The following is a 25,094-nucleotide window of genomic DNA, read 5'->3' as shown; positions in this document are numbered from 1 at the left end:
CTTTCTTTGTGCATATGGAAATTTCTGGTAACTAAAACTCAGTGATGGAAAAGCCGTAGATGGTTAAAGACCATTACTATTCCGTGCTCATCACATTCAGCAATTACCGCATCGTCTCGAATCGAGCCGCCCGGTTGCGCTACATAAGATACGCCGCTTTTGGCTGCGCGCTTGATATTGTCGGAAAAAGGGAAAAAAGCATCCGAAGTGAGGCTCACGCCGGTAATTTTTTCCAGGTATTCTGCCTTCATCTCCGCACTCAGCGGGGTGGGGCGGCTCGTGAAATACCGTTGCCACGTGCCTTCAGCGCATACATCTTCTTCGTTCTGGTTAATATAGCCGTCAATCAGATTATCGCGTTCGGCGCGGTGGAGTTCAGCGCGGAATGGTAAGGCAAGTACCAGCGGATGCTGGCGGAGAAACCACGTATCAGCTTTCCCAGCCGCTAAGCGAGTGCAGTGGATACGAGACTGCTGGCCGGCTCCCACACCAATGGCTTGCCCATCATAGGAAAAACATACTGAATTAGATTGAGTATATTTCAAAGTAATTAGGCCAATAATCAAATCTAAGCGGGCTTGCGGAGGCAAATTTTTATTTTTCGTCACTATCTCTTGTAATAAAGATTCGTCAATCTGCCGGTCATTCCGCCCTTGATGGAAATGAATTCCAAATACCGTCTTTATTTCTTCTGCGTCCGGGGTATAAGCGGGGTCAATTTCTAAGACAGTATAATTTCCCCCGCGTTTCGCGCGTAAAATTTCTAAAGCGGCTGGATCATAGCCAGGGGCAATCACGCCATCGGAAACTTCTCGGCGAATTAGTTGCGCAGTAGTTACATCGCAAATATCTGAAAGTGCAATAAAATCCCCGAAAGAGCAGAGCCGGTCGGTGCCGCGGGCCCGTGCATAGGCACAAGCGAGCGGAGAATCATCTAAACCAGCTATATCATCTACAAAAACTGCCTTTTTCAACTCTGGAGAAAGCGGCTTGCCTACCGCGGCGGAAGTAGGAGAAACGTGTTTAAAAGAAGCGGCGCAGGCTTGCCCGGTGGCGGTGCGCAGCTCGCGCACCAGTTGCCAGGAATTTAGCGCATCTAATAGATTAATATAACCCGGCCGCCCGTTGCGTACCGCTAAAGGTAAATCATTGCCATCTGGCATATCGATATAGGCGGGCTGTTGATGGGGGTTATTTCCATATTTCAGAGCTAAAGACTTCATATTCTTAACTTCTCTTTTCTATTGGCAATTTTTTAGCGAGGTTACCGGGAGGAGAAAGTATTAATCTCCAGTGTGGCGGTTAAAAATTCGTATACTTTGCATTTCCCAAGTGTGCAGGTCTAATACACATTCCAGAAGCGATATTCGATAATTCGGATTAATGGCTTTCCAAACTTTTTCTCCTAAGTCAGCGGTATACGGGAAAGCGATTGGTTCGCCGCAAAAGCTCGGCAGGGGATTGCCGTCGTCGATATATGTGTGGATACAGTGGCCAAGACCAGGCAAATAGGGAAAACGATAATCGAAATGTAAGGATTTTTCCCCAGCTTTGGTGGCAGCCTTAATGATATTTAATCCGTATCCCTGGGGGTCAGTAGTTAAAGAAATACGGGGAGTAAAATTAGGTGCATCTGGTTCACATTCGCGCTGCAATAAGGCCTCGGCAGGGGCAATACCAGAATGAAGAGCCTGGTAGATAGTAGCAGTCTGATCACCATTGGTGACGATATGAGTATTTCCGTAGCGTTTATAGACCGGATAGATAATTAGCCGTGGATCTTCGACTTTCGATTCATCGAAAGCCTGCGTAGCCACGCTCTCTCCCTCTTGCACAAAAATACGGTTCTGACTATTGGCAGAGCGCCCCATAATGAAGTAAATAATTGTGGCGCTGCTGCCGGTCGGATCGCTGGCTATTGCCAAGGTGCGCCCGGGATAAGATTTTGCGCCAAGATATTCCGTAAGTTGCTGCAGAGCCATATTCTTTCTTTCTTTTCTAGGTGTTTGGGCTGGTTTGTTGCTTAGTGAAATACGGTTAATTCGGGGAGGAACTGGAAGGACTAGAAGTGCTGGAGGAAGAAGAGCTAGACGTGGAGGTGCTAGGCGCTAAGAAATGAGGCGAACTTTGGCCAGTAATCTCTTTACTGAGTTGCTCGATAACGCGCGGAAAAATTACGTGTTCGACTTCGTGGAGGATTCTTTGCTGTAAGGTATCGGGAGTATCAGATTCCTGTACGCGCACCGTTTCTTGCGCGAGAATCTGCCCGCCGTCGCAAACTTCATTTACCAGGTGTACGGTAGCGCCCGATACTTTCACCCCTGCTGCCAGGGCGGCTTCGTGCACTCGCCGGCCGTAAAATCCAGGGCCAGAAAAAGCGGGTATAAGGGAGGGGTGGATATTTACAATCGGGGCGGGGCAGTGGGCGATAAAATCGGCGCTGAGGATAGATAAAAATCCGGCCAGTGCTACTAGATCGATATTTTGCGCGCGCAGAATCTGGAGCAGAGCAGCTTCCTGGCTTGCTTTGGTGCTATATGTGGGGCTGGCTATTACGGCGCTAGGAATTCCAGCTGCTTGGGCGCGTTTTAGACCGTAGGCTGTTGCCTTATTGCTCACCACTAGAGCTATCTCTACATGGGGAAGCGCGCCAGATTCTACGCCATCTATGATGGCTTGCAGATTGGTGCCGCCGCCGGAAATAAGCACCGCTACGCGCGCTTTTTTCTTCGTTTCCTGCCGCTCGCTCGTTACTTCCATATCTCTAACCTGCTACCACTCTATTACTCAACCAGATACCTACTTTGCTAATTAAGTGCCTACTCCGTAAAAGTTATTAGCTGGGAAGATTTCACTACTTGACCGATTTTAAAGGCTTTTTCTCCGTGCTCCGCCAAAATCTCTATTACCGTATCGGCATTTTCGGGAGCAACTATGGCCGTCATTCCGATTCCCATATTGAAAGTGTTAAACATATCGTGTGCGGAGATATTGCCAATACGCTGAATTAGCCGGAAAATTGGCAGTATTTCCCAAGCGCTCTTATCTATCACGACTCCGTGGCCACTCGGCAGGGAGCGAGGGATATTTTCATAGAAACCGCCGCCCGTGATATGAGCTAGGGATTTCACTAGCTTGCACTGGAGAAGCGCCCCAACTGCTTGCACATAAATTTTTGTGGGCTCTAGTAGTACTTCACCGAGATTTAGCTCTCCTAACTCGGGAAAATGCTGTTCGAGCCCAGTGCGGGTAGTGATATCGAAAATTTTCCGCACCAGAGAAAAACCGTTGGAATGCACCCCAGAGCTGGCAATGCCGATCAGTACATCGCCGCTATTTACCGTATTTTTATCTAATACGTCTGGTAAATCTACTATGCCGTTGCAAAATCCGGCTAAATCATATTCGTCTTCTGGGTAGAAGCCCGGCATCTCAGCAGTTTCCCCGCCTACGAGTGGAATATTCGCTTGCCGGCATCCCTCGCTTACTCCCTGTACAATAGCTTCTATTTTTTCCGGAAAATTCTTACCACAAGCGATATAGTCGAGAAAATTGATGGGAAGTGCGCCGGCGCAGAGTACATCATTTACGCACATTGCCACACAATCAATACCTACCGTATCGTGCTTATCCATTAAAAAAGCAAGCTTCAGTTTCGTCCCCACTCCGTCAGTCGCGGAAATAATATAAGGTTGGCGCATTCCCGCTACGGCCAAGGGAAGCATGCCGCCGAAACCAGTGCTGTCAAAAGACATCCCTCCGGGCAGGGTAGTCTTAATGTGCTTCTTGATTCGTTCTACTGCTTCGTAGCCTGCTTCAATATCAACGCCGGCCTCTTTGTAGCTCTGTGACTGAGAATCACGCATTTTCTTTCCACTCTGTTCGTAGGTATTTATTACTTAATTTTTTAGGTCTGGGTTGGGCTGTGAGTTTTGCTTAAGGCAAGGGTCAATGCCGGAATTTTCTTTTTGTGATGATTGCTCCGGATTGGTTGGTTGCGTTGGATTTTCGGATTGCGCTGGCTGCTCTGGGTTCGTTATTGCGGGATTTGCTTTATAGCTACTTCCAAAATCGGCTTTATTGCCACTCCAACAGTAGGTGCAGAGTTTACTGCGATCTATGCCGATTGCTTTAATAATGCCCTCTAGAGACTGAAACTCGAGGGTGGCAAAATTGAAACGCTCCGCCAGAATTTTTCGCAGTTTTTGCCCACGCTCCGTATGAGTATCGGCGTATTCATCAATATGGGAAAAGCCGGCTTCGCCTTCACATTCCATAATGATGCGCCGAGTAATTAGCTCCATCTGGGAAGTAGAAGAAGAGAAATTTAAGAACGGGCAAGAGTACATCATCGGCGGGCAGGCGGAGCGCATATGCACTTCTTTCGCACCATTAGCTTTTAAGAACTCTACCGTTTCTCGCAGCTGCGTGCCGCGCACTATCGAGTCATCTACAAAAAGAATATCTTTTCCATCAATTAGTTCTTTTACCGGCACCTGTTTCATCTTTGCTATGCGATTGCGGGAACCCTGCAGATGCGGCATAAAAGAACGCGACCAAGTGGGGGTGTACTTAATGTAGCAGCGCGCAAATTTTACCCCGCTGGCAAAAGAGTAGCCGAGCGCATGGGGAGTACCGGAATCTGGGACGCCGCATACGTAATCGAGTTTTTGGAAAAAGGCTGGATCTTTTTCATTAGCTGCCATGATCTCGCCGTTCCGATTGCGCATGATTTCCACATTTACCCCTTCATAAGTAGAGGTGGGGTAGCCGTAGTAATTCCACATAAAGGCGCACATCTTCATTTCGTTGCCCGGAGGAGCTAATTGGCGAATTTCTCTAGGGTGAATCTCTACAATTTCCGCCGGCCCCAGTTCATAACAGTAGGTGTAACTGAGTTTTTCAAAAGCAAAAGACTCCACCGAGAGGGCATAGCCATCTTCGTCTTTACCAATAATTATCGGCAACCGCCCCAAGCGATCGCGGGCGGCGATTAGGGTGCCATCTTCCTGCATTAGCACCAAATTACAGGTACCAATAATACGTTCTTGGGCATACTTTATTCCGGCGGCGAAATCTGTCTGCGTATTTATAAGTGCTGCTATGAGCTCAGTTGGGTTGATGCGCGCTGCACTTTGAGCATTAAAATGAATGCTTTTACTATTCAGAAGCTCATCGCGCAGTTCACAGAGGTTATTGACTACTCCGACGAAACAAATAGCGTATACCCCAAGGTGAGAAGAAATAATGAGGGGCGAAGGGGCGTCGTCAGCAATACAGCCAATGCCAGCAGTACCGCGTGCTTCAGAAAGAAAATCGGAGAAACGGGAACGGAAAGAATCTTTTTGAATGCTGTGAATTTCCCGTTGGAAACCGAGCTCTTTATCCCAGAGAGCTAGCCCAGCGCGGTAGTTGCCTAAGTGGCTATGGTAATCAGTGCCGAAAAAAATGTCTTCGCTAATTTGCCGGCGAGAGGTCAGTGCAAAAAATCCACCCACAGCTATTCTTTCAGTTTGTATCTTTGCGCATATGCGTGCAGATTTCCGATATTTGGTTTGGCAGGCGGCTCTATTTAGAAGCGCGCTGGCGAGCGGGAGGTCGCGCGCTCTCTAGCTGTGCCGGCCTCCCGCAGGCAATTTTATAAATTGAAGAAGAGCTTATTTAGCTCTAGTGGTTCCACATACTCGCCGTCGCGATATACGCGCATATTTCCGGAGGCAATTTCATCAATCAGGATTACTTCGCCCTCCGCATCGTAGCCGAATTCGAACTTAATATCGTAGAGTTCTAGGCCGCGCTTAGTCATTTCTTCTGCTACTACGGCCGTAATTTCCTGCGTAGCTGCTTTAGTGGCATCGTACTGTTCACCGCTCATTACCCCTAAATCTACGAGGGCGTCTTTGGTGACTAGCGGATCTCCCTTTTCGTCATTCTTAAAGGTCATTTCCACATAAGCGGGAAGATCCTGCCCCAGTTCACAGTATTCGCCGTAGCGCCGATAGAAAGAGCCGACTGCTTTATAGCGGCAAATCACTTCCAGCCCTTTACCAAATACGGTACAGGGGAGTACTTCCATGGTGGTGTTTTCCATATCGGAAGCTACCCAGTGCGTCTTGATGCCTTTTTCTTTTAAAATTTCGAAGAAGTAGGTGGTCATCTTGAGGTTAATATCTCCCACCCCCGCGATGGAAAGCCCTACCTGATTTTCCCCGGGATCGAACTTACCGTCTTTTCCGGTCACGTCGTCCTTGAATTTCAGCTCGAAATTGCCATTCGGAAGAGCAAAGAGATCTTTGGTCTTTCCTTTATAGACGAGCTTCTTTTCCATACTTACTCCTTTGAGTTAGTGATTTGTGTTTGGGATGGTTAAAGATCTAAGTGGTTAAAATTTGGTGCAAAAAGATTTACTAGTAGCGGAATCGTCAGTGAGAGGAATACTCGGCGTTAATCTGGGCGTTTTTTTCTAAAATCGCCTGCGTATTGGCGTGGCGTTGTTCTTCTAAACGCGCCGCTAAATCCGGATCGGTAAGAGCAATAATTTCACAAGCGAGAATAGCGGCATTTTTGGCGCCGTCTATGCCTACCGTGGCCACCGGTATTCCTGGAGGCATCATTACCGTGGCCAAGAGAGCGTCCATTCCTTCCAGAGCTTTTGCTTTACAGGGAATGCCAATCACCGGCAGGGTGGTATTGGCAGCGAGGACGCCGGCGAGATGGGCGGCCATACCTGCCGCACCAATAAGTACCCCGTAGCCATTATTTTTTGCATTGCGCGCGAAAGCTATTGCTTCATCAGGAGTGCGATGTGCGGAATATACATTGACTGTAAAATCGGCACCTACTTCCTGCAAATATTTGATTGCTTTTTCGATAACTGGGAGGTCAGAATCTGACCCCATTACGATGCCAATTTTTTTCACGAGCCCTCCGAAGTCTCGGCGTGGAATAAAGACGTGCTTTTTAGAGCTGCCAGCAGCTCTAGCTGGAACTTTGGTGTTTGTGCGCCCAAAGTATCCTTTAAAATCTAAAGCCGTATTGACATCTTTTAATATAGCTGGCGCGCTTTATAGATTCCACGCCAACGCTATCTATTTCATATTTTGATACAAATACGGCAATCTATGTTTCATTATTTGGAAAAAGATATTTAGATGGGCGATATGGAGGGGAAAAGTAGCAGTCGGAGATTTTTTACTGATTCTATCTGCGCATTTTCCATCTGTACGTTGAATACCGAGGTTGAGCAGTATAGAATTGAGGTACTGAATAAAAATCTTCAGGGCAGGGTGCGATTCCCGACCGGTGGTTATAGCCCACGCGCCGCAAGGCATGATTCGGTGTGATTCCGAAGCCGACCGTAAAGTCTGGATGAAAGAAGATGAAATTCTGAAAGCGAAGCAGCTGTGGAGCTGTGGCTTGCCGAGTCAGCTAAGTGCTGGCGTTGAATAGTGCCCCGAAGATTGGGGCATTTTTTATACGAGAAAGGCAACCGGTGCGCATATCTTCTACGCAGATAGCAGCTCAGCAACGGAATGATGCTGTCTTTATGCGCCAAGCCATAAGCCTTGCATGGGAAGGTACCGGGTTCGTATCTCCTAATCCCTTAGTGGGAGCGGTAATTGTAAAAGATGGGCAAGTGCTAGCGGCTGCTTGTCATCAAAAATACGGAGCAGAACACGCCGAGGTGCGTGCAATCGCTGCGGCCGGAGCAAATGCCCGGGGCGCTACTTTGTATTGCACTTTGGAGCCTTGCTGCCATCAAGGTCAGCAGCCGCCCTGCACGGAAGCGATTAAAAAATCCGGAATTACGCGGGTGGTAATCGGCTCCCGCGATCCGAATCCGCTCGTCTCCGGAAAAGGGCAAGCTGAATTAGCTGCAGCTGGAATTGCGGTTACAGCTGATTTTCTGCGCGGCGAATGCGATAAGCTCAATCCGATATTTTTTCATTACATCACCACAGGTCTTCCCTATGTGGCGCTTAAATATGCGATGAGCTTAGATGGGAAAATCGCAACTTGCCGCGGTGATTCGCAATGGATTACCGGAGCTGAAGCCCGTAGTTATGGTCATCGGCTGCGGCACAAGTATAAAGCGGTGCTAATTGGGAGAGGTACTGCGCAAGCTGATGATCCGCTCTTAACTGCGCGTTTTAGCGGTGCTAATCAGCCGGTGCGCATTGTATTAGATTCACAGTTACGCATTTCTCCGCAAGCTAAGCTAGTGGAAACTGCTGGCGAAATTCCCACTATTATTGCCACTGATTTTCTTTTGCCCTTTGCTGAGAAATCTGCGGCGTCGCTCTCTAAGGTAGCTCAGGGCGCTAGTGCAGTTCAGTCTACTAGTACAAATCAGGCGGCACGCGCAGAAAAAGCGCAGCTCTTAGAAGCAAAAGGGGTGCAGATTCTGCAGACGGAGTTGGTGGATGGGCAAATAGCTATTGCCCCCTTATTGAAGAAACTAGCCGCCCAAAAAATTGATTCAGTTTTTGTAGAAGGCGGCGGCCGTGTGCACTGGTCTTTTATAGAAAGTGGTTTAGTAAATAAGGTTTATGCATTTATTGCTCCGGTGATTATTGGTGGAGCTGCAGCTTTGACTCCGGTAGAAGGAGCGGGATTCCCGATACTTGCGGAGAGTTGGAAATTGCAGAACTTGGAAAGTCGGAAATTGGGGAAAGATTTACTTCTCACCGGAGAAATACCGAGCTCAGCTGCCGGCGCCCCGGCGGCCGAAAATGCTGCTGATTCGCTATTTTTTCTCAATAGCTCTGTAACGTCTAATAACGAAGAAAAGAGGCCCTAATGTTTACGGGAATTATTTCGGAAATAGGTGAAATTCGCGAGTTAGAAGAAGGCGCGAACGCGCGGCGTTTCTTAATCAGCTGCCGCGAAATAGGGGCAGGCTTAAAAATTGGTGATTCTATAGCGGTAAACGGCGTCTGCCTCACGGCTACCTCTTTGCCGAGTGGTGGTTTTACTTGCGATGTGATGCACGAGAGTCTGCAGCGTTCTAATTTAGGGGATCTACGTATTGGCAATAAAGTGAATTTAGAGCGTCCGCTCCTAGCTAATGGCCGTTTTGATGGGCATATTGTATTAGGGCATGTAGATGGGGTAGCGCAGCTGCTTTCGCGGCAAGTTGATGGAATTGCGCAGATTTATAAATTCGCTGCTGCGCCGCAGTTGCTGCGCTACATAGTGGAAAAAGGTTCAATTGCTCTCAACGGAATTAGCCTCACGGTGAGTGCAGTAGATGAGAGTACTTTCTCCGTCGCCGTAATACCGCATACCTTGGCGCATACTAATCTGCCGGAAGTGCCGTTAGGCGGAGGGGTGAATGTGGAATGCGATGTGCTAGGAAAATACGTGGAAAAAATGCTGCACGCTACGTCTATCGATACTGCGCACTCGCAGGTGGATGAGGAAATAGATGCGGAATTTTTAGCAAAAAATGGATTTTAAGGGAATTACCAGGAATTATTTCGACTTCGGAAATAGAACAAAAGGGATATAGGGATGGAAAAATTTGCTTCGATAGAATCAGCCTTAACGCAGCTAGCTGCCGGTGGGCTCATCATTATGGTGGATGATCAAGAGCGAGAAAACGAAGGAGATTTCATCGCTGCTGCGCAGTACGCTACTAATGAATTGCTTAATGAAATGGTGACTATTGGCAAAGGGTTGCTCTGTATGCCAATTAGTGAAAAGTATGCGCAAAAACTGCAGATACCGCAGATGGTGGAGCACAATACTGATAATCACAGCACTGCTTTTACTATTTCGATTGATCATGTATCTACCCGTACCGGTATTTCCTGCCGAGAACGAGCGGTGACGGCGCAAGAATTTGTAGCGGAAACGGCGCGTCCGGAAGATTTTCGCCGGCCAGGGCATATGTTTCCCCTGGTAGCTAAGAAAAATGGGGTACTAGAACGCAATGGTCACACCGAAGCTACCGTGGATTTGCTGCGCTTGGCGGGTTGTAAAGAAGTGGGGCTTTGCTGCGAAATAATCGGCGCAGATGGCGATATGATGCCGCGGAGTGAATTGCACGCTTTGGCGGAAAAGATGCAAATTCCGATTATTAGCATTGCCGATTTACAGCATTATCGAAAGACCCACGAAAAATTTGTGGAGCGGATAGAGGGAGTACATCTACCGACTGCGTATGGAGATTTTACTGCCTATGGCTATATTGATCATTTACATCAAGAAAACCATATTGCGCTAGTAAAAGGAGATATTAGTAGTGGGGAAGAGGTGCTGTGCAGAGTTCATTCTGAGTGCCTAACTGGCGATACTTTCTCTTCTTTGCGCTGCGATTGTGGAGAACAGTTGCACAGTGCTTTGCGCGCTATTGAAACGGCCGGCCGGGGAGTCTTGCTTTATATGCATCAAGAAGGGCGCGGAATTGGTTTAATTAATAAACTGCGCGCCTATAAGTTGCAAGAAGAAGGCATGGATACCTTAGAAGCTAATTTGGCACTCGGACTGCCGGGAGATGCCCGAGAATACTATATCGGAGCACAAATTTTGCAAGATTTAGGGATTAAAACTTTGCGTTTACTTACCAATAATCCCGATAAGGTATACCAGCTCCAAGAATTCGGTATGGACATTGTGGAGCGGGTACCTATTGAAATTCCGCCTACCAGTGCAGATGAAAATTATCTTCGTACTAAGAAAGAAAAAATGGGGCATATTCTCGATGCTCTATAAGATATCTGTTTATAAAGAAATTGCTTATAAATAAAGTGGAAAGGAAAATTATGCAGGTATACGAAGGAGACTATACGGCGAGTGGAAAGAAATTTGGCATCGTCGTCTCTCGATTTAATGATTTTATTACTGCTCGGCTTTTAGAAGGAGCGCTTGACGGATTACGCCGGCATGGGGTGGCAGAAGCGGATGTGGAGATTGCCTGGGTGCCAGGAGCTTTTGAGATTCCTTTGCTGGCGAAAAAGATGGCGGAAAGCGGTAAGTATGATGCAGTAATTTGCCTCGGAGCGGTGATTCGGGGCAGCACTTCGCATTATGATTACGTATGCAATGAGGCGGCAAAGGGAATTGCGCAAGTGAGTATGGAATCGGGCATTCCAGTGATGTTCGGGGTGGTCACTACCGATACAATTACGCAAGCTATCGAGCGAGCTGGCACTAAGGCAGGGAATAAGGGATATGACGCCGCTTTAGGAGCTATCGAGATGGTGAATATCTGCGCGAAATTCGCCTAAATTTGCAAAAAATTTCTGTGGAAAACTGCTTTATTTGCGAGTTTTGCTTGCTATAGTAAGCATACGCGGAGAATCCAAAGAAGCGGATTTCACCTACCGGAGAGGTGAAATATTAAGATAAAAGGGGAGGTCTTACCGAGGTCTTTGGATTCTCCGCACTTTATTTTCCTAAAAGTATGGTTTTTAGAAATTAGCTTGGCAATTTAGATAATTGCTTTATAAGGTACGAAAATAGCCTGCACTTTATAAGGTACGGAAATAGCGTGCGGTGCGCAAAGTAAGTAGTGCAGTTGGAATATTGTGGTATCCCGGGGGTACTGTGATATCTCCAAAATAAGGGAAAGAAGTAAAGGATATGGCAGATAAGGCAGAAATGCCGGAGGTTGCGCCCGAAATCTCCGATACTGAATGGGTGGAACTCCGGCGAAAATCGCGCCGGAAAGCGCTTATAGTCGGTTGTGGGCTAGGAGCAATACTAATGACTTTAGGGTTTTTTGCCGGCCGGGCGGTGCAAGCGGAAAAAGAACCTCACGCATCTGCAGTAGTAGTATGGGATTCGGATTTCTCTTATCTAGGAATATCTGCCGGAATGGAAAGGATGTAGATGTTTAATCGCCGCAGAGCGTCTTTACCGGATTTTATCTATGCTGCTGCCACCCAGCCGCCGCTCGCTGCTTCAGTGCTCGAAACTGCCGCTGATACCGAGCTCTGGCTTGCCGCTTGGCCGCAAAAATTGGGAATTATTGGCGCCGAGGTATGTGACTTTATTGAGTGGGCTGATTTCTTGCGGGGAACTTGGGATAGTGAATCGCGCACCCTCACTCTCACTTTTGTGAATCCAAAGCTAGAGGCGCTTATATTTCAATTTCCTGCTGACTATGACGAAACCCTTATTTTAATGATTCGGGAGCGCATTGATCGCTCAGTTGTTTTCCAGCAGTTTACTGAATTGCCGAGTGGAGGAATTGCGCGCGGGCAAGTGCGGCGCAATGCAGATGAATCGCTTTTTACCCAAATAATTGCTGATGCGGCTCCTGCTCCCGAAGATCAAGAAGTTTTGTGGAATTTAGAAGCAGATTTACGGGACGCGGCAGGTCTAAACGGGGTGGAGTAGGTAGTGGTAGGTAGATTTTCTGCCGTATTCTTCCCTAGATTTACCTGTGTTGATTAGCACAGTCTACCTAAGCTGCGGTTAAGAATTTGCCTACCGGCAAAAATTTGGTATCCTAAATGAGTTCCAATCCTGCGTAGCTCAGCGGCAGAGCTCCCGACTGTTAATCGGGCGGTCGTTGGTTCGAATCCAACCGCAGGAGCCATTAGTTTTTAGATAGCGCATAGTTTGCAAATTATTTTGATTCGAAAATTATTCTGATTCTAGGCAGCGCCTAGTTTTAAAATTATTCGGCTAAAACTAATTCGTCGCTAAAAGTGGCTTGAAAAATAATATTTTTAAAAATCCCGTAGAATATAGCTATGACTTATAGAGATATCCGCGTAATTGGCGATCCGGTACTACGCACGGTGTGCAGCCCTATTGAAGAAATAACTCCTGGAATTCACCAGCTGGTAGAAGATCTTTTAGAGACGGTGAATGAGGATGGTCGAGCTGGTTTAGCGGCGAACCAGATTGGGCAGACCTATCGGGCTTTTTCGTGGAATATCGAAGGAAAGCGTGGTTATATTCTAAATCCGGTGATAGTGGAACTTTCGGAAGAGGAATATCAAGATGGGGAAGAAGGATGCCTTTCCGTACCCGGTTTATGGTATCCCTGCGAACGAGCCTGGTATGCCAAGGCAGAGGGAATTGATCTTAATGGTGAAAAAGTGGTGCTAGAGGGGGAGGAAATCTGGGCACGGCTTATTCAGCATGAAGTGGACCATCTCGATGGTCATATTTACATCGATAGATTACAGCGCAAATATCGAAAAGCTGCCTTAAAAGAGATGAGTGAGCGCGGCATATAAAGCGGCATATAAAAGGGTGTGGCGAATAGATTTTTTTGCTAATTGCCGATATTCTAAAATCAAGTGACCCGGTTTAGGTGTTAAGGGGAATTTCACCCAAACGCAGGAGGTCACGGTGAGCAAAAAATACACCACCCGTGGTGTCATATTTATTCATTCGGTTCCGCCCGCTGTGCAACCGCACGTAGAGTGGGCTATTACTAGTGTGCTCGGATACCAAGTCTATATTGAGTGGACGAAACAGCCTGCCCTCCCAAATATGAATCGGGGAGAATTATCTTGGACAGGTGAAGCTGGTACCGGCGCTATTTTAGCTTCGGCCTTAGGAGGCTGGGAGCATCTGCGTTTTGAGATCACCGAAGAAGCTACTCCAATCTCTGACGGTGGGCGCTGGTCTTGCACCCCCGGATTAGGTATTTTTTACGCTCAGACTGATTTAGTAGGAAATGTGGTAGTGCCCGAAAATCGTATTCGGGCAGCTATTGAGCAGTCGGCAGGGGATGCGAACGAATTGCGGCGGCTCCTCGATGTGGCCTTGGGGCAGGCCTGGGATGATGAATTAGAAGTATTCCGCTATGCAGGTGCCGGAGCGCCAGTACGCTGGTTGCATCGTGTCGGTTAGGAAAATAGCGTCTTTGCGGGCGTCTGGTACTTTTCACATACGGAGAAATTTTGTGCGCGTTTTGGGTATATGGAGAACTTACATGCGCTTTTTGATTACGCCAGTGCTAGCTATTGAAAAAATTAGCTAGCTCTGCGGTAGCTGCGGCAAGGGCATCGGCTTCGGTGGCTGGCGAATTAGGCGATGAATCTGCCGCGGATATTTTCGTATCTGGAGATAAAGTAGCGGATATAGCTGCGGCAGTTGCAGTATTTTTCGCCGTTGATTTAGTATTTCCTGCTCCGGAATTTGCTGAGCCTCCAGTAGAACTAGGCGAAACTACCGCGGAATCAGGAAAGGTAGGAGAATCCTGGATAATGAGTTTCATTAAATCGGCGACGGTGCCGGCCTGGGAAATGTCGGCGTCTTTTAGCTGTACTTTACAGAGGCGCTCTAAGGCAGTGGCTAGTACCCAGCGAGAAGGAAGATCGAGGCAAAGATCTTTTTCTAGCTCAGAATCTGGGAGAATTTCTACTTCCGGAATTTCCGGAGCGATGTGGGATAGCTCTACGCGAATTTGGGCTAAAGCCAACTGCTGATCCGGTTGGAGAGATGAAATGCTAGGCATCAATTTCCTTTCCCAATGCCTCTTATCGTATTGCCAGTATATAGCTAGAATATAGAGTATAGAAAAGTAGTTGGCACTACGGGCAGGAGATTACTATGGCAGGCTATATAGAAATTCATCCCGATAATCCACAACAGCGGCTAGTGAAAAAAGTGGTAGATCGGTTACGCCGCGGAGAAGTGGCTGCTCTTCCTACCGATTCTGGTTATGCAATAGTGTGTGCCTTGGGAAATAAAGCTGGCTTAGAAAGAATACGCACGATTCGGCAAGTGGGAGAGAAGCACGATTTTACTTTGCTCTGCCACGATTTTGCGCAACTCGGGCAGCTGGTAATAATCGACAATGCTTCGTTCCGGCTCATTAAATCGCTCACTCCGGGGCCGTATACATTTATTCTTAAAGGCACGAAAGCAGTGCCGCGTATGAGCTTAAATCCGCGGAAATCCACAGTAGGAGTGCGGATTCCGCAGCATAAAATTATGCAAGCTATTTTGGCGGAAATGGGAGAGCCTTTAAATTCATCATCGCTTATAGTTCCTGGTAGTACTGAACCACTTACTGAAGGGTGGATAATAAATGAACAGCTGGGAAATGCACTTGATTTAGTGGTGGAAGGCCCCGTGGGTGAAAAAGGGGCGACGACGGTGCTAGATCTTTCTACCGGCGCAATTGAGGTAGTGCGGCAAGGTGCAGGGGATACGGCATCTTTTCTCTAGCGAAAGTAGGGAAAATTTTTGGGTAGGAGTACGTAAAATTTCACTCTTTTGCCGGCTTAATGCCAAAATTTATTAATTTCTTCTGCACGATATACTGATAAGGAAAATAGTGTATTTTACGGAAGAGAGTATTAGCGTATGACGCAGCTACGCGCAGTTATTTTTGATCTGGACGGCACCCTTATAGATTCAGCGCCTTTAGTGACGCAGGCAATTCAGCAGACGATGATAAATAAGACGGGTAAGCATATTCCGCTTGCTGATTTGCAACAATTCGTAGGTCCGCCGCTTTCTACCACTTTTCGGAATTTAGGGGCCGGGGCAGAAACTAGCGCTTATGTAGAAGAATATCGGCGTCTCTATTCACAAACTATCAATCAGACGCCACTCTTTCCGGGGGTGCGGGAGTTGCTAAAAAAGCTGCAAAATAGCGGAATTTTCATGGCGATAGCCACTTCGAAGCGAGAAGATTTAGCACAGCAAATCTGCGCAGAATTAGATATTGCGCATTTCTTTACAAAAATTTGTGGTGCAGATTTGGCAGATAAAAAAGCGGATAAAGCCACAATTATTGGAAGAGCTTTACAAGGATTTTACGAAGCTGGGCAGCTAGATAAGCCTAGCGATGTGGAAAATTATCGTTCCGATGTGGTGATGGTAGGAGATAGAATCTACGATATCGTCGGAGCAAAAACTCATAATATAGCTACTATTCTTCTTACTTGGGGAGCAGCTCCGGCTGAGGAGTATCAGCAAGCCTATCAGCTAGCAGATTCAGCACTAGATCTAGAAAAGCTATTGCTCGCCTAATTGTGCCTTATAAAGGTGATAGTAGGCACCGTGGGCGGCTAGTAGTTCGGTATGCTTACCCTGCTCTACTATTTCTCCGTCTTCCATCACCACTATTTGATCTGCCTCCCGAATTGTAGAGAGGCGATGGGCGATTACAAAAGAAGTGCGATTTTTACGTAGTCTTTTCATTGCCTGTTGAATCAGCATCTCGGTGCGAGTATCCACCGACGAAGTTGCTTCGTCGAGAATTAAAATTGCTGGATCAGCTATATAAGCTCGCGCAATCGTCAAAAGTTGCTTTTCGCCGGCAGAAATTCCACTTCCTTCGACGTCAATAAGAGTGGAATAGCCGTGGGGAAAACGCCGAATAAGTTGATCAATTCCCAGCTCGGTTGCTGTTTTTTCAACTTGATATATATCGGCATTTGGATTTCCAAAGGCGATATTATCGCTAATAGTGCCGGAGAAAAGCCAGGTATCTTGCAGCACCATTCCAATCTGGGCGCGCAGAGATTCGGGAGAGATTTTTTCTATCGGTATGCCGTCAATTGCGATAGTGCCGCTGGTGCTTTCGTAAAAACGCATCAATAGATTGACGAGAGTGGTTTTTCCGGCGCCCGTCGGCCCCACAATAGCTATTTGTTGCCCGGGTGGTACTTGGAGATCGAAATTTTTAATTATTGGAATGTCGGGATTATATCCGAAGCAGAGATGAGAAAATTCTACGCGGCCTTTTTGCTCCACACGTGGAAGTAGATCTTGGTAGCGCGGAAGCCTCTCGGTTGGCATTTCGGGGAGATCAAGGAAATCGAATATTCTTTCGCCGGAAGCAGCTCCTGATTGCAGTAAATTTGCCACTTGTGCGATTGAAGAAATCGGATGATTGAGTTGGCGGGAGTATTGCATAAAAGCCTGCATTCCGCCAATAGTGAGTGCGCCCGAAATCACTTGTAAACCGCCGTAAATGGCCACTACTACGAAACTTAAATTAGAAATAAAACTCATTATGGGATAGGGAAGTTGCGAGAGAAATTGCCCGCGAAAACTTGCTTGAAAGAGTTCTTCGTTCGCTTGGGTAAAGATCTCGTCACATTCATCTTCCATAGTGAAAGCGCTTATTATTTCTTGCCCGGTAAAAGATTCTTCAATAATGCTGGAAACTTTTCCGGTTAATTCCCATTGCCGATGAAACTGGGGGCGCGAACGGCCTAAGACTTTCCCGATAAGAAAAATTCCGATTGGGAAAAGTAGCAGGGAGATTAGGGTGAGTCGCCAAGAAATCCAGAACATGAGGGCGGTAATTCCCAATATGGTATAGAAAGCGCTAATAATGCTGTTGAGAGTCTGCATCAGACTCTGATGAAGGTTATCTATATCGTTAGTTACGCGCGAAAGTAGATCGCCTTTCTTTTGACTATCGAGCACCGAAAGCGAGAGTCGGGCAATTTTTGTCTGCGCTTTTTCCCGCAGCCGATAGGCGATATTCTGCACCACAATTCGGATTAGGACTCCACCTAAAAAGTTCATAAGTGCGAAGACGCTATAACAAATCAATACCGTAATTAAAATACAGGAAAGTGCCGAAAAATCTATTCCATTTGGGCTCTGGATGCCAGCCACTATTATATTGGTGCCATCTCCGAGTAGCTTCGGGGCTATCACGTTGGCACTCGTAGCGAGAAGTAATAAGAAGAGGATTGCAAATAGGCGCCGGCGCTCCGAAAAAACTAAATGTAAAATACGGCGCAGCGCGTAGCGGCTATTTTTTGCCACCGCAGCGGGATTAGCGGGTGTAGCTTTACTCATTATCTTCCTCCGCTGCGGCGCCTTGAGAATCGACAATTTCTTGATAAATACGGCAGGTAGCTAGTAACTCTGCGTGAGTTCCGCGCCCAGCAATTTTTCCGGAGTCTAAGACGATAATTTCTTGGGCTGCTTGTATAGACGCTACGCGCTGTGCCACGATCACTATGCCGATGTGGCTCAACTCTTGGCGTAAATTTTTGCGTATCGCCGCCTCTGTGGCGTAGTCGAGAGCAGAAAAAGAATCATCCAAAAGCAGAAAATCGGCTGCGTTTTCTCCATTCGTATCAGATAGGCAGCGATAGACGGCGCGAGCAATACTCAGGCGTTGGCGCTGCCCGCCAGAAAAATTACTGCCGCTACTCTCTACTTTGCTCTCTATTCCATTGGGCAATTTTTCTACGAAATCTGCCCCCGCTATATGTAGTGCTTTTTTAATGCGCGGAATAGATACTGCATATTGGCGTGCCGCTGCGGAGCTGCCGGGTAGTGATCCAGCTATATTGCTGGCAATCGAACCAGAAAAAAGAAATGCTTTTTGGGGTACATAAGCTATTTTTTGCCGTAGCTCCGGCAAAGCAAATTTCGTGAGCGGAATATTCCCCAGATAGATCTCGCCGGCACTGGGATCAATTAGGCGGGGGAGAAGCCGCAGTAAAGAAGATTTTCCCGCTCCGGTAGAACCGATAATTCCGTAAATCTTCCCTGGTTGCACTGTAAAATCTATATTTTGCAATACGGCTGCTTCTGCCTGCGGATACTGCAGAGATACTTTGCGTAGCTGCAGCGAATGTGGCTGGGCTGGCAGGGGTTGCGGATGAAGCGGGGAAGCGATAGCCGGTTGAATTTCCAGTATCTCTTTTATTCGGCGAGCCGATACTTCACCGCGCGGTAGCACCATGGCCATCATTCCGGCCGCCATTATGGAAAAGAATATGAGAAGTAAGTAGGTAATATATGCAGTAAGTGCCCCTATCTGCATTTTTCCAGCGGCGATACGCGATGCCCCTAGCCACAGTACCCCGGCGCTGCTCCATCCGACTATTAGCGAAGTACTTGGAATAAGGAAAGCCCAGAGCCAGCCAATTTGCAGGCCAACTTGGCGTAATTTTCCACTTGCCGTGGCGAATTTTTCTTGTAGATAGCCCTCTCGACCAAAGGCGCGAATCACGCGCACTCCACTTAGTTGTTCCCGTAGCAAAGTATTGATGCGGTCAATTCTTTTTTGCTGTATTTGGTAGCGCGGTATGAGCATTGCCATCACTACCCCAATTATTAGGGCTAAAAGTGGCACCATAATCACCAAGAGGATGGAGAGATATCTATCTTGCGCCAGCGCCATTATTATTCCGCCTATTCCCATAATGGGCGCAATTATCATAATGACGAAGCTGAATAAAAGTACCATCTGTATCTGCACCACATCATTAGTAGCGCGCGTAATTAAAGTAGGAGCGCCAAATTCTTGCCGCTCGATTTCAGAAAAATTTTGCACTTTGCGAAATATCTGGCTGCGCAAGTCTTTTCCAAAACTCATGGCAATTCGCGAAGCTAAATAAGCCGCAGTAGCCAAGAGAGAAATTTGGAGGAGGGAGACGATCAGCATGATGATTCCCTGCTGCCAAATAAGCGAGGTATTTTGCGGAATAATTCCTTCGTCAATAATGCGGGCATTGATAGCTGGAAGCCAGAGACTCAGCAGCACTTGCCCAATTTGGCAGAGGACGAGTGCCACCACCTGCCATTTATGGGCACGCAGAAAATTTTTTGCTAAGTCAATAAGAGTCACTCTTTTATTCTGGCGGGAAATTGCGAAAGCAGCAAAAGTAGCGCTTAAGAAATCTGATATTTCTCTAGTGCCGCTGCTACTTTGGCGCGTTCGATAACGCCTTTATCTGCCAAGGCCTGCAAGCTGCGCAGCACCATAGCGGGAGCGTCAATTCGGAAATGGTGCCGCGTGGCGGCGCGCGTATCCGAAAGACCAAAGCCATTGGCGCCTAGTACATAGTAATCACCAGGTACCCATGGGCGAATAGCGTCTGGTACCTGCTTCTCCCAATCCGAGGAAGCAATAAACGGCCCCTGTGCAGCAGCTAATTTTGTAGTTAAATAAGCGGAACGGGGGGTTTCCTGTGGGTGCAATAAATTGTAATCATCGGTGGCTAAACCATCGCGGCGCAATTCATACCAAGAGGTGACTGACCAAACTCCGGCGTCTACCCCCCAATCTTGTGCCAGCATATCTTTAGCCTCGAGGGCCCAAGGTACGCCTACTCCGGAAGCGAGCAACTGGACTTGCGGCATTCCGTTATTAGCCGGTGCTGCAATTTGATGAATTCCGCGCAGTATCCCCTCTTTGTCTACATTCTCTGGCTCGGCCGGCTGGGAAAGTGGCTCATTGTAGAGAGTTAAATAGTACATGACGTCTTGATCGCGCCCGTCACTGCCATCTCCATACATGCGCACAATACCGTCACGCATAATATGGCGAATTTCGTAGGCGTAGGCGGGATCATATTGCACAACTGCCGGATTAGTGGAAGCCAATACATGCGATTGACCGTCTAAGTGTTGGAGCCCTTCGCCGGTGAGCGTAGTGCGCCCAGCAGTAGCGCCGATAATGAAGCCGCGTGCTAACTGGTCGGCTGCTAACCAGAATTGATCTCCCGTCCGCTGGAAACCAAACATAGAGTAGAAAATATATACCGGAATCATCGGCACAGCGTGCGTAGCGTAGGAGGTGCCGGCAGCAGTGAAAGCGGCAGTGGAGCCAGCTTCGGTAATTCCGGTATGTAAAATCTGGCCACGGGTAGATTCTTTATAGGAGAGCAATAGATCAGAATCTACAGAATGATAGTGCTGACCGTGCACATTAAAAATCTTTGCCGTCGGGAAGATAGCATCCAAACCGAAGGTACGCGCCTCGTCGGGCACAATTGGTACAATTCGATGCCCGAAATCCTTATCTCGCATTAAATCTTTGAGAAGGCGTACAAAAGCCATGGTAGTGGCAATTTTTTGTTTGCCGGAACCAGATTTCAATACGTCCCACACTTTTTCTTCCGGCAATTTTATACCATTGCTTAGCACCCGGCGTTCCGGAAGGAAGCCGCCGAGTTTTTGCCGGCGTTCGAGCATATATTGCAAAGCAGGGGAATCTGGATCTGGGCGGAAATAAGGTGCATTATACGGATCGGCCAGCTCTTTATCGGAAAAATCTAGGTGCAAGGTATCACGCAGTAATTTCAGATCTTCCGAATTTAATTTCTTCATCTGGTGGGTGGCATTGCGCCCAGCGAAATTAGAGCCTAAAGCATAGCCCTTAATAGTGTGGGCCAGCACTACTGTCGGCTGATCTTTATGCTCCGTAGCTGCCTTATAAGCTGCATAGACTTTGCGGTAATCATGCCCGCCGCGCTTAAGTGACCAGATTTTTTCATCTGACCAATCCGCCACCATCGCTTTAGTGCGGGGATCGCGGCCAAAGAAATGTTCGCGCACATAAGCGCCGTTATTAGCTTTAAAGGTCTGATAATCGCCATCGAGCGTATTATTCATGATATTTACGAGGGCGCGGTCTTTATCGGCATGTAGCAGCTCATCCCATTCCCGCCCCCAAATCACTTTAATTACATTCCAGCCTGCTCCTTTAAAGGAGGCTTCCAGTTCTTGAATGATCTGCCCATTTCCGCGCACTGGCCCATCTAGCCGCTGCAAATTGCAATTGACCACAAAGGTGAGATTGTCCAGATTCTGCGCCGCCGCTAAGTGTAAAAGACCGCGCGCCTCCACTTCGTCCATTTCGCCGTCGCCCATAAAAGCCCATACATGCTGTTGCGATGTATCTTTTATGCCCCGCTCTTGTAAATAGCGGTTAAACCACGCCTGATAAATAGCACCAATGGGGCCAAGACCCAGCGATACGGTAGGAAACTCCCAAAAATCCGGAAGTTGGCGCGGATGCGGATAAGATGGCAAGCCGCGCCCACCCGGTTGGGGAGCTGCCTGCTGGCGGAAAGAATCTAAATCAGCTACAGTGAGCCGATCTTCTAAGAAAGCGCGGGCGTAATTACCGGGGGAGGAGTGGCCTTGGAAATAGACCTGATCTCCGCCTCCTGGCGAATTTTTCCCACGGAAAAACCAGTTATATCCCACTTCGTAGAGAGTGGCTTGGGAAGCGAAAGAAGAAATATGGCCTCCTACGGCTATTCCCGGTCGTTGTGCACGCGTGACCAGTACTGCTGCATTCCAACGAATCCAGCGCCGGTATTCTCGTTCTAATTTTTCATCTCCCGGATAGAAAGGCTCATCGTCTACGGAAATAGTGTTTACGTACGGAGTCACTAAATTTCCTGGTAGCTGCACACCTCGTTCCCGCGCTTTCCGTTCCAAAGCCATTAAAATATAACGGGCGCGCGGATTACCTTGACTATCAATAAGAGCCGTTAAAGAATCTAACCATTCCTGCGTTTCTTCCTTATCTACATCCGGTACTTGGCTTAGCAACCCGTTAATCAAGGGACGAATAGGAATCTGGCTCACTTCTGCTCCTTATATGGAAAATATCTGCGGAAAAATTTTATGAAAAATCCACTCGGCACTAATCTACCTGAAATAGGTCAAATGACCTAGTTTTTATGCTTACGGTAACGCTGTGGACGCAGGCAGTGCTAGTGGAAAAGAAAATAAAAGTGGTTTTCGTCAATACAAGACATTTACGCTAAATCTGGGGTAACTTAGAGGAGTAGAACTAGCGTCTTGAAAGGCGGTTGCCGTGTCCGGCGAAAGTACCGGTATAAAAGCAGAATTTAAGCAGGGCTATATAGTCCAGGAATTTGGGTACGACGATGATATCGATTTCCAATTTCGCGATTCCATTCAGGAGATAACGGGCGAAAACTTGGAAGACGAAGATTATCGGGGAATAGCCGATGTGGTATTGGCTTGGTGGCGCTCCGATGACGGTGATGTAGAAGACTTAGCAGACTATTTAATGGACGGTGCTGCTTCACTTGAATCGGGCAGTGGCAGTATATTTTTAGTAGTTCCCGACCGCGAAAGCCCCTATCAGGTGGCGGCGGCAGATATTGACGAAGCAGCAAAACTAGCGGGGCAGTCGGTTACCACCACCTTTAGTCTGCACAGTGGCTGGACGGCATTTCATATTACAGCGCGCGGATTTTAGTATTGCGCGGATTTTAGTGTTTTCTTTGCCTCTGTAAATGGTAAAGAGTATTTCAGTGGGTAAAACTAGGGCGGTTGCGCTGGTAGTCGCCATATTTGGCGCGCGTGCTGCATAGGTATATTTACGGAAATAGATACGTAAAGAGAAAATTATGCCCGTATACTGCGCTGCACGTCACTTTTTTAGCTGGTAGTTTGCGCCAGTGGGTAGATTCTGATTAAGATTCATTACGGACTCTTAGCTCAGTTGGTAGAGCACCTGGTTTACACCCAGGTTGTCATCGGTTCGAGTCCGGTAGAGTCCACTGAGAGATTATATAGGCAGCTTTCGTAGGATGCCTGCTTGGCAGTATGCCAGCCTTAATAAAGCTTGCTAGAATTTAGCTATGGCAGAAAAATTAGAAAATATTTTAGCGCTGCTAGATAAGTATTACCCTCCGGAAACGGCAGAAGAGTGGGATCGAGTAGGGCTAATAGTAGGAGATCCGCAGGCTGAAATAACTAAAATTGGTTTTGCGGTAGATCCCTGCCAAAGCACAGTCGAAGAAGCGCTCGATAAGCAAGCGCAGCTATTGATTACCCATCATCCTCTTTATCTGCGCGGCACCTCTAGCGTGGCGGCCACTAATGCGAAAGGTCGGTGGGTGACGCAATTGATTCGTGGCGGTTGTGCGCTTTTTGCTGCGCATACTAATGCGGATGCGGCGCCGGATGGATCGGCTACTGCTCTCGCTAATTTACTGGAGCTGCAAAATCAGCGCCCGCTAGTTCCGTATGTAAATTCCGCAATCGGGCTGGGAAAAATAGGAGATCTGCCAATGAGCATGAGCGTGCGAGAAGTGGCGGAAAGATTAAAGGCGCTGCTTCCACCCACTCCGGCGGGGATAACTATTGGCGGAGACGCAGAAAGAATTGTGAAAAGAGTGGCGCTTTCTCCTGGTTCCGGAGATTCTTTTCTTGCTGCTGTGCGGGAGAGCGAAGCGGATGTGTATATTACTGCTGATTTACGCCACCATCCAGCTACTGATCATCTGTGGGATGGAGGTTGCCCGCTGATTGGCCTTACTCATTTTGCTTCCGAATGGCCACTTTTACCGGCATTGCAAAAGCGGATTGCCGAAAATTTTGCGGTAGAAACCTATATATCGATATTGCAAACCGATCCGTGGAGTATGCGTATCTAAAAGAGAATATCTAGAAGGAGAGAGATATGGCTTTTGCCCCGCATCGTGACCAATTGGCACTCATGGAAGTGGCGCAACTGGATGCGCAAATTAATAAAATACAGACGCAGCTGGAGAATCATCCGGGGAAGGCGCAGCTTGCTACAGTAGATGCAGAGATTGAGCAGATAGACACGCAGATAGCTGCTATTGGTCAAGAGATTAGGGCGGCCGAGGAAGAAGTGCAGAGCTGGGAGCAAAAGGCGAATCAGAGCAGTGCACTTATTGCAGAAAAAATGCAAAAGCTGCACAGTGGCGCCGGGATGGATTCGCGGATGTTGGTAGCGCTGCAGACGGAGATAGCTCAAGGTAAAGAGCTTTTAGAAAAGCAGGAAGCAGCAGCGCTGGCGGTGTTAGAAAAAATCGACGCAGCAGAATTGCGGTTGCAAGAGCTAGACAATGCAGCTAAAGAAGCTAGGGAAAAGCGGCAAGGAATTGCATTACAATTCCAGGCGGCTATTGAAGAATTACAGACTGAAAAAATACAGATAGAAGAAGCACGAGCCGCGCTCTATCAACCTTTGGCTCCGGATTTGCAGGCAGCTTATCAGCGTTCGCAAGCGAGTGGTGGATTGAGCGTAATTGGATTGCATCCTGATGGCACTTCTACCGGGGGAATTCAGCTTTCACCTATGGAAGTAGCAGCCGTAAGAGCTGCTAATCGGGAAGAAATATATCTCTCGGAAGAATATGAATGCATCGTGGTAGTGCTAGATTCTTAATAAGTGACGCAGTAATAGGTGCTGCGAGTAAATAAGTGACGCAAAATTTTTCCATAGCGCTAGCGAGTAGAAAATAATCTGCGTAGACTAGACCCACGGAATGAGCTGTTCAGGCGGTCGCGAGTAGAGATATTCGAGGAACGTCCGGGCTCCACAGGGAACGGCGGTGGGTAACACCCACTCGGGGCGACCCGCAGGAAAGTGCCACAGAAAATAAACCGCCGCAAGG

Annotated in this window: 24 protein-coding genes, 2 tRNA genes and 1 riboswitch; of the genes, 15 read left to right on the top strand and 11 right to left on the bottom strand. The window is 47.7% G+C overall.

Annotation, left to right across the window (positions count from 1 at the left end; genetic code table 11):
* Positions 1-38: 38 nt before the first annotated feature.
* From BQ7117_RS05250 to purE, 7 genes are all read right to left on the bottom strand, one after another.
* Positions 39-1,223, bottom strand: a complete 1,185-nt coding sequence (locus BQ7117_RS05250; protein WP_073996520.1) for a phosphoribosylaminoimidazolecarboxamide formyltransferase — start codon at positions 1,221-1,223, stop codon at positions 39-41.
* A gap of 60 nt (positions 1,224-1,283) precedes the next feature.
* Positions 1,284-1,982: an IMP cyclohydrolase gene (locus BQ7117_RS05245; protein ID WP_073996519.1), complete on the bottom strand. Its 699-nt coding sequence runs from the start codon at positions 1,980-1,982 to the stop codon at positions 1,284-1,286.
* Positions 1,983-2,037: 55 nt separating this feature from the next.
* Positions 2,038-2,760, bottom strand: coding sequence for a phosphoribosylglycinamide formyltransferase (gene purN / locus BQ7117_RS05240; protein ID WP_073996518.1), 723 nt, complete (start codon positions 2,758-2,760; stop codon positions 2,038-2,040).
* 59 nt (positions 2,761-2,819) lie between these two features.
* Positions 2,820-3,866: a phosphoribosylformylglycinamidine cyclo-ligase gene (gene purM, locus BQ7117_RS05235; protein WP_073996517.1), complete on the bottom strand. Its 1,047-nt coding sequence runs from the start codon at positions 3,864-3,866 to the stop codon at positions 2,820-2,822.
* 33 nt (positions 3,867-3,899) lie between these two features.
* The gene (locus BQ7117_RS05230) at positions 3,900-5,498 is read right to left on the bottom strand and encodes an amidophosphoribosyltransferase (protein WP_073996516.1); all 1,599 of its coding nucleotides are present in this window, start codon (positions 5,496-5,498) and stop codon (positions 3,900-3,902) included.
* Positions 5,499-5,638: 140 nt separating this feature from the next.
* Positions 5,639-6,328 carry a phosphoribosylaminoimidazolesuccinocarboxamide synthase gene (locus BQ7117_RS05225; protein WP_073996515.1) on the bottom strand — a complete coding sequence of 230 codons (690 nt, stop codon included), beginning with the start codon at positions 6,326-6,328 and terminating at the stop codon, positions 5,639-5,641.
* A 94-nt stretch (positions 6,329-6,422) separates the two neighbouring features.
* On the bottom strand, positions 6,423-6,920 hold the full coding sequence (gene purE / locus BQ7117_RS05220) for a 5-(carboxyamino)imidazole ribonucleotide mutase (protein WP_073996514.1): 498 nt from the start codon (positions 6,918-6,920) through the stop codon (positions 6,423-6,425).
* A gap of 348 nt (positions 6,921-7,268) precedes the next feature.
* A riboswitch (FMN riboswitch) is annotated at positions 7,269-7,384 on the top strand.
* Positions 7,385-7,492: 108 nt separating this feature from the next.
* Between purE and ribD the strand changes: the two genes are divergently transcribed.
* The 9 genes from ribD to BQ7117_RS05170 all read left to right on the top strand — a co-directional run bounded on the left by ribD (position 7,493) and on the right by BQ7117_RS05170 (position 13,818).
* Positions 7,493-8,800 (top strand): bifunctional diaminohydroxyphosphoribosylaminopyrimidine deaminase/5-amino-6-(5-phosphoribosylamino)uracil reductase RibD, encoded by a 1,308-nt coding sequence (ribD, locus tag BQ7117_RS05210; RefSeq protein WP_073996512.1) that lies wholly within the window; start codon positions 7,493-7,495, stop codon positions 8,798-8,800.
* On the top strand, positions 8,800-9,459 hold the full coding sequence (locus tag BQ7117_RS05205; protein ID WP_073996511.1) for a riboflavin synthase: 660 nt from the start codon (positions 8,800-8,802) through the stop codon (positions 9,457-9,459). The genes ribD and BQ7117_RS05205 overlap by 1 nt, the downstream gene beginning before the upstream one ends.
* Positions 9,460-9,513: 54 nt before the next feature.
* Positions 9,514-10,716 (top strand): bifunctional 3,4-dihydroxy-2-butanone-4-phosphate synthase/GTP cyclohydrolase II, encoded by a 1,203-nt coding sequence (locus BQ7117_RS05200; protein ID WP_073996510.1) that lies wholly within the window; start codon positions 9,514-9,516, stop codon positions 10,714-10,716.
* Positions 10,717-10,766: 50 nt separating this feature from the next.
* On the top strand, positions 10,767-11,231 hold the full coding sequence (gene ribH, locus BQ7117_RS05195) for a 6,7-dimethyl-8-ribityllumazine synthase (protein ID WP_073996509.1): 465 nt from the start codon (positions 10,767-10,769) through the stop codon (positions 11,229-11,231).
* A 355-nt stretch (positions 11,232-11,586) separates the two neighbouring features.
* Complete coding sequence (locus tag BQ7117_RS05190; RefSeq protein WP_073996508.1) at positions 11,587-11,835, top strand: hypothetical protein; 249 nt, start codon at positions 11,587-11,589, stop codon at positions 11,833-11,835.
* Positions 11,836-12,345 (top strand): hypothetical protein, encoded by a 510-nt coding sequence (locus BQ7117_RS05185; protein WP_073996507.1) that lies wholly within the window; start codon positions 11,836-11,838, stop codon positions 12,343-12,345. It abuts the gene before it with no gap.
* A 127-nt stretch (positions 12,346-12,472) separates the two neighbouring features.
* Positions 12,473-12,547, top strand: a tRNA-Asn gene (locus BQ7117_RS05180).
* Between the two features lie 157 nt (positions 12,548-12,704).
* Positions 12,705-13,196 carry a peptide deformylase gene (def, locus tag BQ7117_RS05175; RefSeq protein WP_073996506.1) on the top strand — a complete coding sequence of 164 codons (492 nt, stop codon included), beginning with the start codon at positions 12,705-12,707 and terminating at the stop codon, positions 13,194-13,196.
* A 115-nt stretch (positions 13,197-13,311) separates the two neighbouring features.
* Positions 13,312-13,818: a DUF3145 domain-containing protein gene (locus BQ7117_RS05170; protein ID WP_073996505.1), complete on the top strand. Its 507-nt coding sequence runs from the start codon at positions 13,312-13,314 to the stop codon at positions 13,816-13,818.
* Between the two features lie 106 nt (positions 13,819-13,924).
* Here the strand turns inward: BQ7117_RS05170 and BQ7117_RS05165 are convergent, their stop codons facing one another.
* Positions 13,925-14,425, bottom strand: coding sequence for a hypothetical protein (locus BQ7117_RS05165; protein ID WP_073996504.1), 501 nt, complete (start codon positions 14,423-14,425; stop codon positions 13,925-13,927).
* Positions 14,426-14,520: 95 nt separating this feature from the next.
* Between BQ7117_RS05165 and BQ7117_RS05160 the strand changes: the two genes are divergently transcribed.
* On the top strand, positions 14,521-15,141 hold the full coding sequence (locus BQ7117_RS05160; RefSeq protein WP_073996503.1) for an L-threonylcarbamoyladenylate synthase: 621 nt from the start codon (positions 14,521-14,523) through the stop codon (positions 15,139-15,141).
* A gap of 138 nt (positions 15,142-15,279) precedes the next feature.
* Positions 15,280-15,951 (top strand): HAD hydrolase-like protein, encoded by a 672-nt coding sequence (locus BQ7117_RS05155; protein ID WP_073996502.1) that lies wholly within the window; start codon positions 15,280-15,282, stop codon positions 15,949-15,951.
* Here BQ7117_RS05155 and BQ7117_RS05150 read toward each other — a convergent pair.
* From BQ7117_RS05150 to aceE, 3 genes are read right to left on the bottom strand one after another with little or no spacing between them, the layout of a single operon-like run.
* Entirely contained in the window at positions 15,937-17,739 is a 1,803-nt protein-coding gene (locus tag BQ7117_RS05150) for an ABC transporter ATP-binding protein (protein WP_073996501.1), read from the bottom strand. The genes BQ7117_RS05155 and BQ7117_RS05150 overlap by 15 nt on opposite strands.
* Positions 17,732-19,525, bottom strand: a complete 1,794-nt coding sequence (locus BQ7117_RS05145) for an ABC transporter ATP-binding protein (protein ID WP_073996500.1) — start codon at positions 19,523-19,525, stop codon at positions 17,732-17,734. The genes BQ7117_RS05150 and BQ7117_RS05145 overlap by 8 nt, the downstream gene beginning before the upstream one ends.
* A gap of 44 nt (positions 19,526-19,569) precedes the next feature.
* Entirely contained in the window at positions 19,570-22,278 is a 2,709-nt protein-coding gene (gene aceE, locus BQ7117_RS05140) for a pyruvate dehydrogenase (acetyl-transferring), homodimeric type (RefSeq protein ID WP_073996499.1), read from the bottom strand.
* A gap of 232 nt (positions 22,279-22,510) precedes the next feature.
* Between aceE and BQ7117_RS05135 the strand changes: the two genes are divergently transcribed.
* The 4 genes from BQ7117_RS05135 to BQ7117_RS05120 all read left to right on the top strand — a co-directional run bounded on the left by BQ7117_RS05135 (position 22,511) and on the right by BQ7117_RS05120 (position 24,865).
* Entirely contained in the window at positions 22,511-22,921 is a 411-nt protein-coding gene (locus BQ7117_RS05135) for a DUF3052 family protein (RefSeq protein WP_084789921.1), read from the top strand.
* 231 nt (positions 22,922-23,152) lie between these two features.
* Positions 23,153-23,225, top strand: a tRNA-Val gene (locus BQ7117_RS05130).
* Between the two features lie 81 nt (positions 23,226-23,306).
* Positions 23,307-24,104, top strand: a complete 798-nt coding sequence (locus tag BQ7117_RS05125) for a Nif3-like dinuclear metal center hexameric protein (protein WP_073996498.1) — start codon at positions 23,307-23,309, stop codon at positions 24,102-24,104.
* A gap of 26 nt (positions 24,105-24,130) precedes the next feature.
* Entirely contained in the window at positions 24,131-24,865 is a 735-nt protein-coding gene (locus BQ7117_RS05120) for a zinc ribbon domain-containing protein (RefSeq protein WP_073996497.1), read from the top strand.
* Positions 24,866-25,094 lie beyond the last annotated feature (229 nt).

Source organism: Arcanobacterium urinimassiliense (genome assembly GCF_900119495.1).
In the GTDB taxonomy this organism is placed as follows: Bacteria; Actinomycetota; Actinomycetes; order Actinomycetales; family Actinomycetaceae; genus Arcanobacterium_A; species Arcanobacterium_A urinimassiliense.
Note: the sequence above shows the minus strand (reverse complement) of the source record. Positions and strands in the feature narration are given on the sequence as shown.